General features: G+C 46.9%; 20 protein-coding genes. 3 read left to right on the top strand and 17 right to left on the bottom strand.

From position 1 onward, the window contains the following. Positions 1–484: 484 nt before the first annotated feature. A complete protein-coding gene (locus KJS65_RS02965; RefSeq protein WP_213648495.1) occupies positions 485–1,594 on the top strand; it encodes a tyrosine-type recombinase/integrase in 1,110 nt (369 codons plus the stop codon). Positions 1,595–2,005: 411 nt separating this feature from the next. Here the strand turns inward: KJS65_RS02965 and KJS65_RS02960 are convergent, their stop codons facing one another. The 16 genes from KJS65_RS02960 to KJS65_RS02885 form a co-directional block, all read right to left on the bottom strand. Continuing rightward, the gene (locus KJS65_RS02960) at positions 2,006–2,443 is read right to left on the bottom strand and encodes a peptidylprolyl isomerase (protein WP_136606253.1); all 438 of its coding nucleotides are present in this window, start codon (positions 2,441–2,443) and stop codon (positions 2,006–2,008) included. Between the two features lie 264 nt (positions 2,444–2,707). Then, positions 2,708–4,039, bottom strand: a complete 1,332-nt coding sequence (gene lysA, locus KJS65_RS02955; RefSeq protein WP_213648494.1) for a diaminopimelate decarboxylase — start codon at positions 4,037–4,039, stop codon at positions 2,708–2,710. 117 nt (positions 4,040–4,156) lie between these two features. Then, positions 4,157–5,842: a spore germination protein gene (locus KJS65_RS02950; protein WP_213650607.1), complete on the bottom strand. Its 1,686-nt coding sequence runs from the start codon at positions 5,840–5,842 to the stop codon at positions 4,157–4,159. Between the two features lie 83 nt (positions 5,843–5,925). Then, positions 5,926–6,342, bottom strand: coding sequence for a stage V sporulation protein AB (locus KJS65_RS02945; protein ID WP_136606255.1), 417 nt, complete (start codon positions 6,340–6,342; stop codon positions 5,926–5,928). A 5-nt stretch (positions 6,343–6,347) separates the two neighbouring features. Continuing rightward, positions 6,348–6,989, bottom strand: a complete 642-nt coding sequence (locus tag KJS65_RS02940) for a stage V sporulation protein AA (RefSeq protein ID WP_213648493.1) — start codon at positions 6,987–6,989, stop codon at positions 6,348–6,350. A gap of 194 nt (positions 6,990–7,183) precedes the next feature. Then, positions 7,184–7,939 (bottom strand): RNA polymerase sporulation sigma factor SigF, encoded by a 756-nt coding sequence (sigF, locus tag KJS65_RS02935; protein ID WP_213648492.1) that lies wholly within the window; start codon positions 7,937–7,939, stop codon positions 7,184–7,186. Between the two features lie 11 nt (positions 7,940–7,950). Further along, positions 7,951–8,412: an anti-sigma F factor gene (spoIIAB, locus tag KJS65_RS02930; RefSeq protein ID WP_213648491.1), complete on the bottom strand. Its 462-nt coding sequence runs from the start codon at positions 8,410–8,412 to the stop codon at positions 7,951–7,953. Beyond that, positions 8,409–8,762 (bottom strand): anti-sigma F factor antagonist, encoded by a 354-nt coding sequence (gene spoIIAA, locus KJS65_RS02925; protein ID WP_136606259.1) that lies wholly within the window; start codon positions 8,760–8,762, stop codon positions 8,409–8,411. The genes spoIIAB and spoIIAA overlap by 4 nt, the downstream gene beginning before the upstream one ends. Positions 8,763–8,853: 91 nt before the next feature. After that, the gene (locus KJS65_RS02920) at positions 8,854–10,035 is read right to left on the bottom strand and encodes a D-alanyl-D-alanine carboxypeptidase family protein (RefSeq protein ID WP_374706133.1); all 1,182 of its coding nucleotides are present in this window, start codon (positions 10,033–10,035) and stop codon (positions 8,854–8,856) included. A 254-nt stretch (positions 10,036–10,289) separates the two neighbouring features. Further along, positions 10,290–11,114: a purine-nucleoside phosphorylase gene (locus KJS65_RS02915; RefSeq protein WP_213648490.1), complete on the bottom strand. Its 825-nt coding sequence runs from the start codon at positions 11,112–11,114 to the stop codon at positions 10,290–10,292. Then, positions 11,101–12,036: a site-specific tyrosine recombinase XerD gene (xerD, locus tag KJS65_RS02910; protein WP_213648489.1), complete on the bottom strand. Its 936-nt coding sequence runs from the start codon at positions 12,034–12,036 to the stop codon at positions 11,101–11,103. The genes KJS65_RS02915 and xerD overlap by 14 nt, the downstream gene beginning before the upstream one ends. Positions 12,037–12,122: 86 nt before the next feature. Further along, positions 12,123–12,356: a DUF4227 family protein gene (locus KJS65_RS02905; protein ID WP_213648488.1), complete on the bottom strand. Its 234-nt coding sequence runs from the start codon at positions 12,354–12,356 to the stop codon at positions 12,123–12,125. A 182-nt stretch (positions 12,357–12,538) separates the two neighbouring features. Further along, a complete protein-coding gene (gene fur, locus KJS65_RS02900; RefSeq protein ID WP_136606264.1) occupies positions 12,539–13,018 on the bottom strand; it encodes a ferric iron uptake transcriptional regulator in 480 nt (159 codons plus the stop codon). 93 nt (positions 13,019–13,111) lie between these two features. Beyond that, a complete protein-coding gene (gene spoIIM, locus KJS65_RS02895) occupies positions 13,112–13,762 on the bottom strand; it encodes a stage II sporulation protein M (RefSeq protein WP_213648487.1) in 651 nt (216 codons plus the stop codon). Between the two features lie 55 nt (positions 13,763–13,817). After that, positions 13,818–15,029: an endonuclease Q family protein gene (locus tag KJS65_RS02890; protein ID WP_244864353.1), complete on the bottom strand. Its 1,212-nt coding sequence runs from the start codon at positions 15,027–15,029 to the stop codon at positions 13,818–13,820. A gap of 17 nt (positions 15,030–15,046) precedes the next feature. Next, positions 15,047–15,619, bottom strand: coding sequence for an NUDIX hydrolase (locus KJS65_RS02885; RefSeq protein WP_244864352.1), 573 nt, complete (start codon positions 15,617–15,619; stop codon positions 15,047–15,049). A gap of 97 nt (positions 15,620–15,716) precedes the next feature. Between KJS65_RS02885 and mciZ the strand changes: the two genes are divergently transcribed. Both mciZ and KJS65_RS02875 read left to right on the top strand, forming a co-directional pair. Further along, a complete protein-coding gene (mciZ, locus tag KJS65_RS02880) occupies positions 15,717–15,866 on the top strand; it encodes a Z-ring formation inhibitor MciZ (protein WP_213648484.1) in 150 nt (49 codons plus the stop codon). 418 nt (positions 15,867–16,284) lie between these two features. Further along, positions 16,285–16,833: a tetratricopeptide repeat protein gene (locus KJS65_RS02875; protein WP_213648483.1), complete on the top strand. Its 549-nt coding sequence runs from the start codon at positions 16,285–16,287 to the stop codon at positions 16,831–16,833. Positions 16,834–16,908: 75 nt separating this feature from the next. On the opposite strand, the gene KJS65_RS02870 is transcribed toward KJS65_RS02875, so the two are convergent. Next, positions 16,909–18,033, bottom strand: a complete 1,125-nt coding sequence (locus KJS65_RS02870) for a M20/M25/M40 family metallo-hydrolase (RefSeq protein WP_213648482.1) — start codon at positions 18,031–18,033, stop codon at positions 16,909–16,911. Positions 18,034–18,050 lie beyond the last annotated feature (17 nt).

Below are 18,050 nucleotides of genomic sequence, written 5' to 3'. Positions count from 1 at the left end.
GCGTTGTCAAGAACAGCCTAATACATTCTATGTCTGACTTGAAAACTAAGGAACGGCACTTTCCCGGGTTCTATCTAGTAATTTTAAGGAGCCCCTCACAAACTCAGCCACGTAGGAACGTAACCTTAGACACTTATGACAGGCCCCTAATATAGCCCACCTCCAACAATACAGTTTGAACACAATATATTGTCAGTGGACAGGATCGGCGAGATTGGAACTTTCACCACTAATTAAAAGAGGCCGGCTCATTGGCCGACCTGGTAGGTAGGGCATTCATGCCCCTGTGGTGTCCTCTTCTCGATTTTCCATGATACAAATATAACACGATAAAAGCTAACAGAATCATTAATCGTTAGTTTTTTTTTAGATAATTTTTATAAAATAAATCAGTCCATCCTCATTATTTGTTACCTTATTATTACATTTAGTTGCCGCTAGTCTCCTTTGTTTGCTATAGTGTTTTGAAAGGAGGTTCGGCTAGATGCCTATTTATTCTTACATGAAGAAAGGCAAAGAACATTGGTACTATGCTTTTGAAGTTAAGGACAAGTATGGAGAACGTAAGACAATTAAAAAACGTGGATTCACCGGAAAAACTGAGGCACGCGCTGCGGAAAGGTTAGCACGAGTTGAATGGGAAAAAGGACAGTATGTTGATCCTTCAAAATTAACCGTATCAGAATATATGGAAGATTGGCTTGCAAACAAACAAGATGTTTCTAAAGAAACAAGAGAGACAAATGAAGGGCATATAAAGAATCACATCTCTCCTGCTATAGGGCACATTCTTTTCCAGAAACTCGATGTAACTGATATTGAAAGGTTAACGAGATCGCTTCAGGAAAAGGGCCTTGCTGATGGAACAGTACGAAAAATATTCAATCTTGTACAGACAGCGTTCAAAACTGCACAAAGAAAAGAGCAGATTGCTAAGAATCCTTTTGATCTGTTAGACAAAGGCTCTCGACCTCGAGCTGGTAAATCAAAAGTTGATTATTGGACGAAGGAAGAAGTAAAACAATTCTTTAGTGTATTAAACCACAGACACAGAATATTGTTTGTTCTGGCTATTTACACAGGCATGCGTCGAGGGGAAATATTGGGATTGAGATTTAAGGATATTGACTTCGAAAATTCTCAGATCAGAATTCGTCAGACGCTTAAACCTCGAGGAAGGGTTAAGGAAGGCGGAAAGAATGAAAACGCAGAACGTTCAATTACAATCTCGAAATTTGTGCAAAAAGAATTGAAGCGACATAAAACTGTGATTATTCAAGAACGTTGGGAAGAAAAGATCGACTTCAAAGATGACAGCTATGTAGTTTGTCATCCTGATGGACAACCAGCGAGCTTGGGGAACTTCCATAAGTTTTGGATGAGAATCCTCAAGAATACAAATATGCGACAGATCCGCTTCCACGATCTGAGACATACTTGTGCATCCCTCCTACTTACATCGGGAGCTCATCCTAAAGTAGTCCAAGAATTATTAGGACATTCTTCGATAAAAGTTACACTCGATTTATATTCCCATCTAATGCCGAATATGCAACGTGAAGCACTTGAAAAGTTAGACCAAATGTTAAACTGATAACACCACTTGATTACCTATGGGTGGTGAATTATTATCTCCTGTTCCCTACCAAAAAACCTACCAGAACAAGTTCCCTACCAAACAAAAAACGCTGAACCCATTGGTGCATAAGGGATTCAGCGTTTTTTAAATTCGAGGTACTACTTTCCTGCCCCGAAGGATTAACCAATCTTGCTTATGAAATTGTAGAGAAAACTTTCCTGAACATTCAGGTGCTTTCTTAAAAGGAATGTTAACACCGCATTTCGTAAAATGCAACCTCAAATCTGCGGGGCTCATTCTTTTTCAAAACGAAAAAGACCGCCTTCCCCTTGCAACAGCAATGAAAAAGGCGGCTTGATTGTTATGAATTTTGCTAAAAACCCCCTCCGAAGGACATACCTCTGGAGGGGGTTTTTCAAGAATATATTACTCTGCGTCCCAAACCTTAACTTCTTTCATTTTGTCGCCTTGTTTGACCGCATCGATCAATTCCATGCCCTTTGTAACTTTTCCGAAGACAGTGTGTACACCATCCAGATGAGGCTGCGGCTCATAAACAATAAAAAATTGGCTGCCACCCGTATTGCGGCCAGCATGTGCCATAGAGAAAACACCTTTAGTGTGTTTCGTTGTATTCGTTGCTGTTTCGCAATCGATGGTATAACCCGGTCCACCTGTTCCGTTACCTACTGGACAGCCGCCTTGAGCGACAAAACCAGGAATTACACGGTGAAATGACAGTCCATTGTAAAAGCCGGAGTTAGCAAGCTTTTCAAAGTTTGCAACCGTATTTGGAGCTTCTTGTGGCAGAAATTCTATTTCAACAACTCCACCATTTTCAAGTTCAATTGTTCCTTTTTTCATTAGTAGTCACTTCCTCTGGAAATTTTTTAACCATAGACAAACCCCTTTAAAGGCATGTCCTTATTTTCATCACTTTCTGATTGTATCTCAATTCACAGCACTTTTGCAATATTTCACATACTTTGTCTACCAGTAATCTTAAGTAAGGATGAGCAAAAATCGGCAAAATTAAACGAAAAGAATCATTTCTGCATTCCCCAATACAGAAATGATCCTTTTCGTGTTTTGTTCTTCACCAATTCTTGCTTTAAGTACGGCTGATTTCTATTTCAAAACAGCCTGCTTGCTAATACGCTCAGGTACCATGTCATTGCCAATGATATCCTGCAGCGTTTCCCGGCGTACAACCAGATCGCTTTCGCCCTGATTGACAAAGACGACCGCCGGACGGCGAATCCGGTTATAATTGCTGGCCATGGAATAGTTGTATGCTCCCGTGCAGGCAACAGCCAGTAAATCACCACTGTTTACCTGTGGCAGATCCAGATCCCAGATCAGCATATCTCCGCTCTCGCAGCATTTACCGGCAATCGAAACCGTTTCTTGAATCGGTTCATTGGCACGGTTAGCGAGCACGGCTTCATACTTGGATTCGTATAAAGCAGGACGCGGATTATCCGTCATGCCTCCGTCAACGGCCACATACTTGCGAACGCCAGGAATATCCTTGCTTGTTCCTACGGTGTACAACGTCGTGCCGGCATCTCCAACGATGCTGCGTCCCGGCTCTACCCAGATTTCAGGTACCTCGGAAGACCAGCTGGAGAAATGTGTTTTGACCGCATCGGTGATCGCTTTGACATACTGCGAAACCTCAAGCGGTGTGTCGCCTTCCACATAACGGATACCAAAGCCTCCACCAAGATTGACCACTTTGAACTGCACGCCAAGCTCTTGATGAACCCGTTGAGCGAATTCTGCAACTCTTTGGACGGCCATTTCAAAGCCCTCTACCTCAAAAATCTGAGATCCGATATGGGAGTGCACGCCGAGCAGATCCAAATTGGACTGTTCGGATGCCAGCTTCACAGCTTCAAATGCAGAACCATTTCCGATGTCAAAACCGAATTTCGAATCGGTTTGGCCTGTGGAAATGTACTCATGAGTATGCGCTTCAACACCAGGCGTTACGCGGAGCAAAATCTGTACACTTACATTTTTCTCGGCAGCCACCGCATTGAGAAGATGAAGCTCAATCAAGTTGTCCACAACGAAGCAGCCGATTTCAGCATCAATCGCCATTTCGATCTCTTCGAGTGTCTTGTTGTTGCCGTGAAAATGAATGCGCTTGGCTGGAAAACCCGCCTGCAGTGCCGTGTACAGCTCACCGTCAGAAACGACATCCAGTGACATGCCCTCCTGATCCGCAATACGGCACATGGCCATAACGCAGAACGCTTTGCTCGCATATGCTACCTGGAATTTCAGTCCTGATGCGCGAAAGGCGGCTATATACTGCTGGCAGCGCTGGCGCACAAGATCCTCATCCACGACATAGAGCGGGGTTCCGTACTTGGCCTTGAGATCCGTAACATCGCATCCGCCGATCTCCAGATGTCCGGCTGCATTTATTTGACTTGTACCATGTAAGAACATATTCAGCATCCCTTCACTTTCTGTGGAACATGTAAAGATTCCATCTGAACTTTTACACCAGTATAACAGACAACGGAAGAGTTTGAATGGATTTTTATGCACATCATTTGTATTTTTCTACGATTGGTCGGTATCGTCCGGATTTGGTGCCATTCGTGTATTATCCCTTGTTTTGTTGAAGGATGGCCTTTTCTTGGATTCAAGCAGCGGAAAACGGAATAAAACACTTGCCAGTGCTTTTGCATTAAAAGGTATAAATGGCCACAAATATGAAGAATTGTAGGACCGGTGCATTGTCAACAGCAGGATGAGCAGCGTGGTGCCAACGACGAAGCCCTGAACTTTAAAAATAGCCACCGCTACCAAGAGCACCAGTCTTACCATCCGGTTGGCGAGCCCGAGCTCATAACTCGGTGTCGCGAACATTCCGATGGCGGCAACAGCCATATACAACACGACTTCATTTACAAACAGACCTGTCTTGACAGCTATATCACCGACCAAGATCGCCGCGATGAGACCCATAGCCGATGCCAATGGCGTCGGTGTATGAACCGCAGCCAAGCGCAGCAAGTCAACCCCAAATTCGACCATGAGAAATTGTGCGATTATAGGGATTTTGCCATGATCATGCGGCCCGATAAAATCCAGTACAGCCGGCTTCAATTCAGGATTCACCACAAAGAGCATCCAGAGCGGCAGCAGAAACATCGAGGCGAAAATACCGAGGAAGCGGACCCATCTAAGGTACGTGCCCATGAACGGTGTTTGCCGGTTTTCTTCGGCATGCTGGCATAAATCAAAAAAGGTCGTCGGCATGACCATCACGCTGGGGGAGGTATCCACGAATACGGCCACTCTGCCCGCAAGCAAATGGGCAGAAACCAAATCGGGACGTTCCGAATAGCGAACTAACGGATAGGGATGCCAGCCTTTATTGATAATGGCTTCCTCCAGCTGTTTATCCGCCAACGGAAGCCCTTCAATATCCAATCCTTTAATCTTCTCACGGATGGAATCTACCTGCACTTTATCAACGATGTCATCAATATATGCAATACATACATCCGTGCGTGTGCGTCTGCCCACCTGCACCAGGTCGCATTTGAGGCCCGGATCGCGCAGACGCCTGCGGACGAGTGCCACATTGCTCAGCAGTGTTTCGGTAAAGCCATCTCTTGCTCCGCGCACAACTCTTTCAATACTTGGCTCTTCCGGGCTGCGTACAGGAAACGTACGTGTATCCATCACGATTGCTGCATGCTCACCCTCGATAAAGAGGGCGGACATTCCCATCAGCACCTTATTGATCGTCGAGCTCAGCTTTTTATCGACTTCAACCTGAATATGCGGGATATAGCATTCGAAAAAGGAGCGCAGCGCATCCGTTGACAGCTGATCCGCAGTCAAATATGTCAGCCTTTTCAGAATTTCCAGCATAATATTATCCTTGGCGAAGCCATTGACAAAGAATAAGCCCGTTCTCTGTTCGGCCAGCGTCATCTCGCGGAATACGATGTCAAAGGAGGTTCCAAGACCAACCACTTCCTTCAACGTTGCCTTCGTCCGGTCCAGGCTTCCCTGTACATCATCGGTCTGCTGCCAATAAATGACGGACTCCTCAACCGAGTCGGACTTCTCCGCCTCCCGCTTCTTTTCCTGGGCCTTTAGCTTATCTGACTCCTCCGGATCACCTTCTTCGGAAGAATTTGCTGATTCCTTCTTTCCCTCCTCCCGCTCCCTTTCTTCGCCGGAAGCTTTATTTTCCTGCTTCTTGTCTGCTTTCTCCTGACCATGCTGCATCAGCATCGCTAGTCCTGACGGATCCTCTACGCTGTTCTGTTCGTTCTCATGCTTGTTCATAATCCACCCGCACCTTTCGCGTCTTACTTTCTGTATACAAACCAGTCAAACAGTGAGCCTGCCACCTTTCCGGTCACCATAGCCATTAGCAAACCAAACAAATAGTGGATCATTCTCAATCTCTTCGCCAAAATCGGAAGCACATTCAGAACTTCTGTCAGGGCCGCTGCCAGCAGGCCAACGAAGATCCCGTTGAACAAACCAACGATAAATCCGGACCATGCCCCAAGGGACATCTTCCAGTTCCAAAAATCAAAAACCGTACCTATCAGCGAACCTGACACCATAGCACCCTCATACCAATGGACCCTATGATATGATTTGGTCAACTGAGCTAACCGCGGAATCATGTCGAGTACGATAAACAACGCAATGACACCTCCGCCTACCGCAATGCCGCCTGCGATGCCAAGCAAAATTTGTACAATCCATCCCAGCATGCTATTCAAGTCTTATCACCCTGATTTTGTGATGATTTCATCCGCTTATATTCCTGGGCAACGACGTATTGGTCGATATTCTCCTGGTAGAGATACATCTCGACTTCAAGCGGCGTCGGCTCTTCGTTCCATTTTTTCTTGAACAGATGATTAAAAAAAACCACCATACCAAATCCGATACCGAAAGAATACGCTGTCTGGAACAAATACGGATGCTCGTCCCGTTTGCCTGTCAGCATCTCCACCGTCCGGATCTGGACCTCCTGCATGTTCACGTCCGCGTGGAAATTCATAATGGTAAGCGCAGATCCGAAGAATAGCAGCAGCCAGACGAGCAGAAATAGCAGCATCGAGGGCTTTTTAGGTTTTTTGATCACTTCCACAAGCACATGGTGCTGTCCGATCGGTTCGATTTTGGCGCCAGGGATAAGCTCCTGCACCTTTGGAATGATTTGCATAAGATCAATAAGTAACAAGTTACCGTCCCATTTATGCGGCTGTACCAGCTCAAGATTGCGAAGCGGCGTCTCCCACTCCGGGTCACTCAATATCCGGGCTACATGCCCGAGTGTTACATTCCTTCCCTGACTTATCGGTACGCGGCTGCGCAGCTGCAGGTACACCGTAGGAGCCGGATTTGGAGACATTCCCTATCACTCCTTTGCTGTTTCATTGACGTTAGTATAGGAAATAGCACCGTTTTCTAGTCAGGTATTGCAATTTCACCATAAAAAGGGGCGGCCTCAAAAAGTAAAGGCCCCCACAGATCCCTCCACTCACCATCGATGCCATACACAAAAAATAGACCGGCCAAGGTTATCCTTGGCCGGTCTATTGATCTTCATAGCGCAATCTGATCACGGATCAGCTGCAATATTTTCTTTTCCAGACGGGATACCTGCACCTGTGATATCCCAAGCCTCGAGGCTACCTCCGACTGTGTCTGATCGCGGTAATACCGTAGATATACGATCAGCTTCTCACGCTCGGAGAGACCGTCTATGGCTTCGTTAAGAGCAAGCTTATCAAACCACCGTTCCTGGGAGTCGTCGGCAATCTGATCCATAAGCGTGATCGGATCCCCGTCATTCTCAAATACGGTTTCATGGATAGAGGTTGGCGGCTTGTTGGCCTCCTGGGCGAAAACCACTTCCTCCGGCGTTACCCCGAGTTCTTCAGCAACCTCTTTGATCGTAGGCAGTCGGTCCAGATGCTTCGACATCTCGTCCTTCTTCTTCCGGACCTTATTGGCCATTTCCTTCAACGAGCGGCTGACCTTGAGTGTGCCGTCATCCCGCAGGAAACGCTGGATCTCTCCGATAATCATGGGAACAGCATACGTTGAAAATTTAACATCGTAGCTCAAATCAAATTTATCAACAGACTTCAGCAAACCGATACAGCCGATCTGAAACAGATCCTCGGGCTCATAGCCGCGGTTCATGAACCTTTGTACAACGGACCAGACGAGACGGATGTTGCAGTTTACCAGCGTATCGCGGGCCATGCTGTCACCGGTCTGACTCAGTGCGATCAGACGTTTGACTTCCGCATCTTCCAGATAGGTCTGAGAAGGTTTTTTCACATCAGCATCCATGCGCCCAACCCCTAATTATACAAAGCTTTCTTGGATTCAATCCTTTTCTTCATCCTGATCGATGTACCGGAGCCAGGTTCGCTGGAAACTTCAAACTCATCCATGAAGTTTTCCATGATCGTAAATCCCATTCCTGATCTCTCCAGTTCAGGCTTTGACGTGTATAGCGGCTGCCTTGCCAAATCCAAATCCTCAATGCCGGCTCCCTTATCTTCAACGGTAATGGTAACCGTGTCGCCGACAATCTCGGCGGTGATGGTGACCTTCCCTTCCGGATTGCTGTCATAACCGTGAATAACACTGTTCGTGACCGCTTCCGAAATGACCGTTTTCAGATCGCTCAATTCATCCATGGTCGGGTCAAGCTGGGAAATAAAGGCCGCAACCGTTACCCGGGCAAAAGATTCATTTTCGGATTTGGATGAAAATTGGAGCGTCATGAAATTACGCTGCGGAGCCTTTTCTTCATTCATGACACAACCTCCAGTCCCGAGAGCGCCTGGCCCTCGTTATCATAAATAGGCATGATCTTAAACAGCCCGGACATGTCCAGCAGACGATAGACCGCTTCATTCACATCGCATACCGCCATTTTGCCGCCTTTGCTTTTGATCAGCTTGTACCGTCCCAAAATAACGCCTAGTCCGGAACTATCCATAAACTGTAAATGTTTAAAACTGAGCACCAAATGCTCCGTTTGTCCTTTCTGAATGGATTCATCCAGCTGTAAACGGACATGATCGGCTGTATGATGATCAAGCTCTCCGGATAGACGGACAATCAGTGTTTTGCGGTGATGTTCCATTTCCACTTGCAAATTCACGCCTGCTCACTCTCCTTCCTGTCTTGAACAAGGATTTCTACGCAGTAAAAAGAGATTCCTGCACCCCGACAAAACTAGAAGAAAACTGCTATCAATCTACAAGAAATAATTTGGCCGTCGTTCGCTTGAAAAGCTTCCACCAGCCAGCCTTTCCGATCTGTTCAGGGGATTTGAGCTCGAATTCCTTGAGAACTTTGTCGCCCTGGTAAACCACCAGCTTACCGAGCACCTGTCCGGCCTGAACCGGGGCTTTCACTTCTTTCGGAACTTGGAGCTCATGACGCACGCCCTCCGCTTTTGCATTCTTCTTCAGGAGAACACTGTAGTTTTGTCCGGCTGTAAGCGTCAGTTCTTTGACATTGCCTTTATTGATTTTCACCGTTCCGATGGTATCTCCCGGTTTAAATATCGTATGGGTACTGTACTGCGCAAACATATAATCAAACATCTTGGATACTTCTTCATTGCGCGTCTTTGTATTCGGTTCACCGAGTACAACGGCTACAGCTCTTAGATTACCATTCACGGCGGTAGCCGAAAGGCAGAACTTTGCTTCAGAGGTGTATCCGGTTTTCAGTCCGTCGGCCCCAGTATAAAAGCGAACCAGCTTGTTCGTATTAACGAGCCAGAACGGCTTCTGTGAATCTTTGCGCAGATAATCCTGGTATGAGCCGGTGTATTTGGTAATTTCCTTATGCTTCAAGAGCTCACGGCTGATCACCGCGATATCATGTGCAGAAGAGTAGTGATTTTCCGCAGGCAGACCGTTACAGTTAGCAAAATGGGTGTCCGTGAGTCCCAGCTCCTGCACCTTGTCATTCATCATTTGAACGAAGGCTTCTTCGGTTCCAGCGAGCTTCTCTGCCATCGCCACAGAAGCATCATTACCCGATGCCATCGCAATCCCTTTCAGCATTTCATTGACAGACATTTCCTCGCCGGGTTCCAGGAAAATCTGTGAGCCCCCCATGGATGCAGCATACTCGCTCGTGCGGACCATGTCGGTCAGCTTCAGCTTCCCGGAATCAATGGCCTCCATGGTAAGCAGCATGGTCATGATCTTGGTGATACTGGCTGGCGGCAGTTTATCATGGCTGTTTTTTTCATAGATAATAGTTCCCGTATCCGCATCCATGAGGATGGCAGACTTGGCATTTGCCGCGAGCTCCGCTTGGGCGGACTGCTTGGCCTTTTCCTCGGCAGATCCCATTTGCGGAAAAGCAGCAGTCGAAAAGCATAACATAAGCACAACTGCTAATAGCGTTTTTTTCAAAATAAGTCCCCTCCTGACCTCTGGTCATTAGTGATATGAGAATTTTGGAAATCCTGCATCACCCTAAAGCCTGCGCGAATTCACAAAAATCTGATATTGCTGCTGTTTTCCAGTGTCGTCAGGTTGGCAGAAAAATATTCCATGCAAAGGCGGGATATGGAGGAAAATTTTGGACAAACCGGACAAAAAAATGTCCACAGGTCTATGACCTGCGGACATTCTCATTCATTTGATTAAGAAATTATGCTCCAGTCTTACATGTTCGGAATGACAGAGAGCACCAAGCTCAGGAATTTCTCACGCACGCGGTCCGTGGTTTCCATGACTTCGTCATGCGAAAGCGGCTGGTCCAATATCCCCGCAGCCATGTTGCTGATACAGGAAATACCAAGCACTTCGAGTCCGGCATGGCGGGCTACGATGGTTTCTGATACCGTTGACATTCCTACAGCGTCAGCGCCCAGAGTCCGCAGCATTCTGATTTCAGCAGGAGTTTCATAGGTAGGACCCAGCAGTCCTGCATATACCCCTTCTTGGACATGAATGCCTTTGGATTCAGCCGTATCCTTCAGAAGCTTGCGCAGACGGCGGCTGTAGCCTTCGGACATATCCGGGAAACGTACGCCTAGTGCAGCGTCATTTGGACCGACGAGCGGACTTTTGCCTGTGAGATTTAGATGATCCGAAATCACCATCAGGTCCCCGGGCTCATAGGAAGTATTCACGCCGCCGGCCGCATTGGTTACGAGCAGGCTTGAAACACCCAGCTCTTTCATCACGCGTACCGGAAACGCCGTCACTTCAGGCCCATATCCTTCATACATATGAAAACGGCCTTTCATCATGACTACTGCACGCCCTTCGATGGTACCGAGCAGGAGCTCACCGTCATGTCCTTCAACCGTGGACACTGGGAAATGAGGAATTTCCTGATAAGGAATCGAAATTCCGTCCTGAATCAAATCCGCAAGTACACCTAGCCCTGATCCTAAAATCAGGCCTACCTCCGGTTTCGCCTCTGTTTTGCTTTGAATATAAGCTGCTGCCTCTTGAATGACTGTCTGATTAATCGTTGTCATGGGAAGATCTCTCCTTCAATTGTGTTGAATGCATGCGCTCCCGCGGATGATGGTTTTCATATACATCCTTCATCGCTTTTTTCGTTAAAGCGCCGTATATTTGGGTAGTTGAGATATCGCTGTGTCCCAGCATTTCCTGCACGGACCTTATATCGGCCCCATCCTCCAGCAAATGTGCGGCAAAGGAATGACGCAGCGTATGTGGAGTAATATCCCCGTTTATGCCGGACTCCGCGGCGTATTTCTTCAGTATTTTCCAAAATCCCTGCCGGGTCAGTCTTGTCCCCAGATTGTTTAGAAACAGCGCCTTTTCCTGATGTTCCCGGGCCAGCTTCGGCCGCATCTGTGACATGTACATTCCCACGACATCAGCTGATATGCTGCTGATCGGCAGCACCCGCTCTTTCCCTGAACTGCTTGTACACTGGAGAAACTTCATGTCCGGGTTCACATCATCCAAATTGAGCGCCATCAGCTCCGATACCTTCATGCCTGTAGCATATAGCAATTCCAGCATCGCCTTATCCCTCAATCCCGGCGGGGACGAAATGTCCGGCGCTGCCAGCAGGCGTTCTACCTGCTCCACGGTTAAGACCTGGGGAGCCTTCTTTTCCAGCCTTGGTGACTCCATGTAAAGTGTGGGATCCTGTTCGAGCAGTGACTCCTTGACCATGTAATGAAAAAAAGAACGCAGCGACACCAGCTTCCTAGTAAGCGTGGATGATGCGAAACTGTGGCCTTTGAGATTATTCATATACATGGATATATGGACCTTCTTAATCTGGTCCGCCGACTCAATCCCCTGCTTCTCTATAAACTCAAAAAATTGCAGCAGGTCGCGCTGATAGGATTCGAGCGTGTTTTGTGACAAACCCTTCTCATCACCTATATAACGAATGAAGGACTGAACATACTGCATCATAAGTTAAAAAAGCTCCTTCGGTTAGATTAGCCGATCCATTCAACAATTCGACAAGAAACCTCTGGTTCCCTGCTTAACACCCGCTGCTACTCCCCGTACCAGTAAAAAAACCGCAGCCGGTCACCCATCATTTCACCTGATTTAGCCTTATCCGACGGTTGAAAAGCCTTTACGGCATGTCCCTCCGGTATACGGTAATGATCCACAGGAGTAATCCAGGCACCGATCAAACCAAACAGCTGATACAGTGTATATGTAAGCGCCGCAAAGACAAGCAAAAATTTCAAGGAAGTCAAGCATTTACGCATTGATATGACCATCCCAATCACTCTCCCGGAAAATAAAAGCTAATGGCTGATTGCTGCCAATTACTCGTTATTTAAGCTTATGAATCTTTATCCGGTTGTATGACAAGCCCGCGGCTTTAAGTCACCAAAAAAGCCCTCTCCGGCAAACATTATGCCGGCGAGAGCTTGTGATCTTGGAGGATCATATCCGATTGTTAATTATCCGACTTCTTGTCATCGCTGCGCTGGCTTTCTTCCTTATCCTTGCAGCGGTAACAAATTCCATGAAAATCAAGCCGGTGATCGGAAACCGTAAAATTAAACTCGCGTTCCAGCCGCTCTTCCAGCGGTCCCAGCCAATCCTCGCGGATTTCATCCATGCTGCCGCATTTCACGCAGATCAGATGATGGTGGTGGTGTTTTGCGGTATCTGTCCGCAAATCATATCTTGCAACGCCATCGCCGAAATTAATCTTTTCCACGACATGCAGTTCACTGAGCAGCTCAAGGGTACGGTATACGGTAGCCAGACCGATTTCAGGAGCCTTTTCTTTGACGAGCATGAAAACATCCTCCGCACTGAGGTGATCTTCTTCATTCTCGAGCAAAACTCTGACGGTAGCTTCCCGCTGGGGTGTCAGTTTATAGCCCTGGGATTGCAATTGTTGTTTGATTTTATCGATCCGCGCTTCCATTTTCTCCCTCCCCACAGGAAAATCACTGCACCATTTGCTATATCACATCTTACATTATAGGGGGAGTTGAACCGCAAAGTCAAACGATTTTACTTACATCCCAGGCACTACCGCGGTCTCCAGCAGTGTTGGAGTTACCCATTTCATCATCGCCGGAGTCACCCAGGCTTCAAACGAGGAAATTCCCAGCATAATCAGACACATGAACACAGTCAAACCGACATAAGCTGCAAACGGGCGAATTACATTGACACGATTATGCATCATAACTCTATTTTTGATCACATGCAGTGAAAAGGCAATGGCAGATACACTGGTCACAATCAGAACCGGGATAATCAATAGATTGGGCGGTGCAACTGATACCAGGGCAAAGAGCAGTCCCTTCCAAGAAAATTGCCCCACCAGATAGCCCACCGAGAACCCAATCAAAACACCTTTCAAGAAATCCAGAATAAGAATCCCCGGCAAACCGATAACCGACAGCCCGAGAAACCAGATCAAACCGACCCATTTCAAATGCAGGCCCGCGATATTCCAGAACGATTCTGCGGCGCCCGTTCCCGGTTCACTTTGATCCACCGTAATGAAAAAATTCTGAAGATACCGCCCCAGGTCCTGCTGCTGCTCCAGCGACAATGCATTAACCATTAGAGCACCGAAGATAACCCCGACAAGAAACAGCACGGCGACAAATATATAGAGAACCGTTTGCTCCTTCAAGGTATGGCGGAAAGTTCGCATACAGGATTTCCCCCTTCCTATCACATACCTCTACTCTATGAAGACAAGCTCCAAACTATGTCTTGTCTGTTGATGCTGCTACTCTTCCGTAGGTTCCTCCCCCGCCGGAAGTGAGGGACAACGAGCCGTTTCTTGCCATAACAATTTGCTTTGCCATGCTGCCTCCAACAACCTCGGCCAGCTCCGCTTCGGCAGTTCTATGCAAAATGGACATTTCCGTTCCAAACCGGTCCAGCAGCTTTTTCATCGTGACTTTGCCAAGGCCCGGAATAAACTCCAGCGGCACCTGATAATGATAGATTGGACGCGAAGCAGGACTCCAGGACTCCTTGCGGTCGGCGATATCCAGAATCCGGTCCAATACCCCTTGAACCTTCTTCAGTCCGCCGCAGTGAGGGCATGCGCCCGTCATGGCTTCATTTTGGTCCAGGATACGGCTGCAGCTCAGGCAATAAGTACGGTGGTATTTTCCAAGACGGGGATTCAAGCCGAAATTGGCAGTTACCTGACGCCCCTCTTTATTGCCAAGCGCCAGAACAAGTTCATTGAAGCTTGGCTCCGCCAGCTTGATCCGGTTATACTCCCGGCCGATCTTTCCAAGGGAATGGGCATCCGAGTTCGTAACAAAGGTGAAGCTGTCGAGCTCGGAAATCAATCCGGCCATCTCGGAATCAGAGCTGAGTCCAAGCTCCACGCCGCTGATCATATCCAGGTCCAGAACTTCGGACATACGGGGTGTCACGTTTCCGTAAATACCTTTATGCGGGGTAAACACATGTGCGGGAATCATGATGCCGCCCCTGGCATAGATTTCCTCCTGCAGCTTGCGTGCCGGCACATAAATACGCTGGGAGCTGAGATTGACATTTTTCATATGCTTCGTCATCCAAGCCGTAAAATGCTGCATGACAGATAAATCCGGGAAGTAAGCAAGCAGATGCGCGGCTCCCTTGCCTTCCTCGTAAATCTCAATTTCACTGCCTAGTAAAATCGTCGTGCCTTGGTAGGATATGCCTCCGCCTTCAAGCTCACTCATATCACCTGCGTAAAGACAATCCATAATGTCCTTTTGCACTTCAGGGGAATGACAGTCGATGATCCCGACCAAGTCGATGCCCTTACGGCCGGCAGCTTCCTTAGCGATATTGGCAAAAGTCAGATCCTTGCTGCCGCTGATTTTCACTGCCTGTCCAGAAGTCGTACGGCCAATATGGATATGCAGATCGGCGTAGTACTCATTTAGACAACTGTTAGATTTTCGCGTCAAATCTTCAGCTTCCTGTCTCATAGCCCAAATGTCCCTGTCGCTTGCTTCAGCTTCATGGCATAGACGGCCATAATGGTTTTGGCATCGCTGATTCTGCCTGATGCGACAGCCTCTTCTGCCTCTGCGAGTGTCAACTCATAAAGCTCAAGGAATTCATCCTCATCTGGAGCAGCATCTCCGCTTTCAAGTTCTTCCGCTACATATAAATGAATGATCTCGTCAGCAAATCCCGGCGATGTATAGAAGGAATGTAACAGTTTGATGTTTTTGCAAACATAACCGGTTTCCTCCTGCAGTTCCCGTTTGGCAGCTTCCAGCGGATCTTCCCCTTTTTCAAGCTTACCCGCGGGTATTTCCAGCTCGCAGCGGCCCATAGCCTGGCGAAACTGATCCACCATAATGATTTTATCCCCATGAACTGCAAGTACTGCTACCGCGCCTGGATGTTTGACAATCTCTCTGGAAGCTGTGCTCCCATCTGGTAATTCGACAGTATCAATCTGCAGTGAAATGATTTTCCCTTCAAAAATGGGCTTGGTTGAGACTGTTACTTCGTCAAGTTTTGAGTTCTGTTTCGAAATTTCTTTCAACGTCTCATCTCTCCTTATTTTAAAAACAAGCATGTTTGTACAAGCTGACACATATGGTGTTATTATAACAAACTTCAAGCGGAAAGAAGGAAGGCAAATGAAAAGCTATCGTACAGGCAACTCATTTCATATGGTTGGACAGGCTTGGCAGATCCAAATCATGCTTAAACAGTGGATGAAAGAAACAGATCCTCATACCCCATTGGCAGCCATCCTGAATGGGTCCAAAGACAAATGTAATGGCTAAAGTAGTGTAAAAAGCATCGATTTTTAGTAAATCTATCAATAAATGTGAGAAATGACATGGATTTTTCGTTTTTTTTAACTTTTTAATGCGCTTCTTATAACAAAAGACAGCTAAAGTTGTTATATATAGCGGAGGGTTCACAATGACCCTGCTTTCACGGACGGGGATGAATGTTAATGAAAATGAAATATCCCTTCAACTTACATAGGTCAACAATCCCGTTCTGAATTAAATCAAGTCCACTACATACTATGTCTGATTTATATAAAATCAATTCAAGGAAGCGCTCATCCTATGATCACGAACGCCCATGAATCATGATCGTGTACTGCTTATGACTGCTCAGCAGATGATCAGAGTCACGGAAGTTATTAATGTATGTAAATGGTGCCTGTATGGTATGAAGGGAGGAATCGGTATGCCTGTCTTATCCAGGTATGAAGCTTTGGAAACAGCCAAAACCGCCATCACTCTAGGAAAGATCGATGAAGCGCTCACCATCCTATCAAGTCCGACAACACAGGAGTACAATGAATTAATCTATACCTTGTACCAGCAGGGATATCGTGAATTGGTCGCAATGCGAATATCCGAAATGAAGCAGCTACCTCTTTATGATCGCAGTCAGATATCGCTTGAAATTTGTTTCATTGCCGCCGAGATTCAATATGACGCCGGTAATTACGAGGAAGCCGCATCCATATTCGAAGCGATTTACAGCACGGATCCTAACCATTCACCAGCCAGATTTGGTGCTGCCTCCTGCTACCTGCAGCAAACGAAAGGATCTTTGACCTCCAGACTGGAAAGCAGCATCATCGACAGTGAAATGTTTCTCAAGACCGAACGTTATTTAAGCAATATCACACGTGCTCTGCAGATACTAAATATTACACAGTGGCATACGGAATGGACACCAGCCCAGCAGCAGAATCATACGGCATCTTCAGCCAAATTATTTCATTAATATACATTATTAAAAAAGGCTCTCCTAGCCGGTTTCATAAGCCGACTTGGAATAGCCTTTTTGTTGTTTATTCTCTTATTTCGTTGTCTCACGAATAATACTGATAACCATTTCTGCTGCTTTCGCCATATCTACTGCACGAATACGTTCTTTGGTCGTATGAATATTTTCATAGCCAAGTGCCAAATTAACGGTTGGAACCCCCATACCATTAAAAATATTCGCGTCACTTCCGCCTCCGGAATGGAAAGTCCGGCTGCTGAGCCCCATATTTGCTATGGCCCGCTGCGCCAGCTGGACAACCTCGTCATTCTCTCCAAAGTTAAAGGCAGGATATACAATTTCACTGATGAATTCACATTTCGCTCCACATTCCTGTACGGCACTATGCAGCGCTTCGCGCATATGTTCAATTTGGCGTTCGACTTTGTCCTGGACGATACTGCGCGCTTCTGCGTCAAGTTCGACATAATCGCATACCACATTGGTGGCACCGCCCCCGGCAAATTTACCGATATTGGCTGTTGTCTCATGATCCAGTCTGCCAAGCTTCATACGGGATATCGCTTTGGAAGCTACCTGAATGGCACTGATGCCGTCTTCCGGATTAACACCGGCGTGAGCAGATTTCCCAAAGATTTTCATTTTAACTTTAGCTTGTGTTGGGGCGGCTACGGCTATGGCACCTATTTCACCATTGGAATCAATGGCGTAGCCCAGCTCTGCATCCAAATATTTCGGATCCATGCAGCGTGCTCCAAGTAATCCGGATTCTTCACCCACAGTAATGACAAACTGAATTTGGCCATGATCGATTTGTTGTTCCTGAAGAACCTTAGTCGCTTCTAAAAGTACCGCTAGACCAGCCTTGTCATCAGAACCAAGAATGGTAGTTCCATCACTTGTAATCCAGCCATCTTCACCAAGCGTTGGCTTAATGCCCTTGCCCGGCGTTACCGTATCCATATGGCATGTGAAGAACAGTTTGGGAGCTGTGGAACCCGGCGTTCCTTCCATTGTAACAATCAGATTGCCTGCGCCGTGGCCTGTTCTTGACTTGGAGTCATCCTCGATAACCTTTAGTCCGAGGTCCGTGAATTTCTTTTTCAGAACGACAGAGATCTCTTCTTCATGTCCTGTCTCGCTGTCCACTTTCACGAGTTCCATAAATTCTTCTACTAAACGGTCTTGTCTGATCATTGGACTTTCCTCTCTCT

Source organism: Paenibacillus sp. J23TS9, assembly GCF_018403225.1.
Taxonomy (GTDB): domain Bacteria; phylum Bacillota; class Bacilli; order Paenibacillales; family Paenibacillaceae; genus Paenibacillus_AQ.
This window is presented reverse-complemented; position numbering and strand designations above follow the sequence as displayed.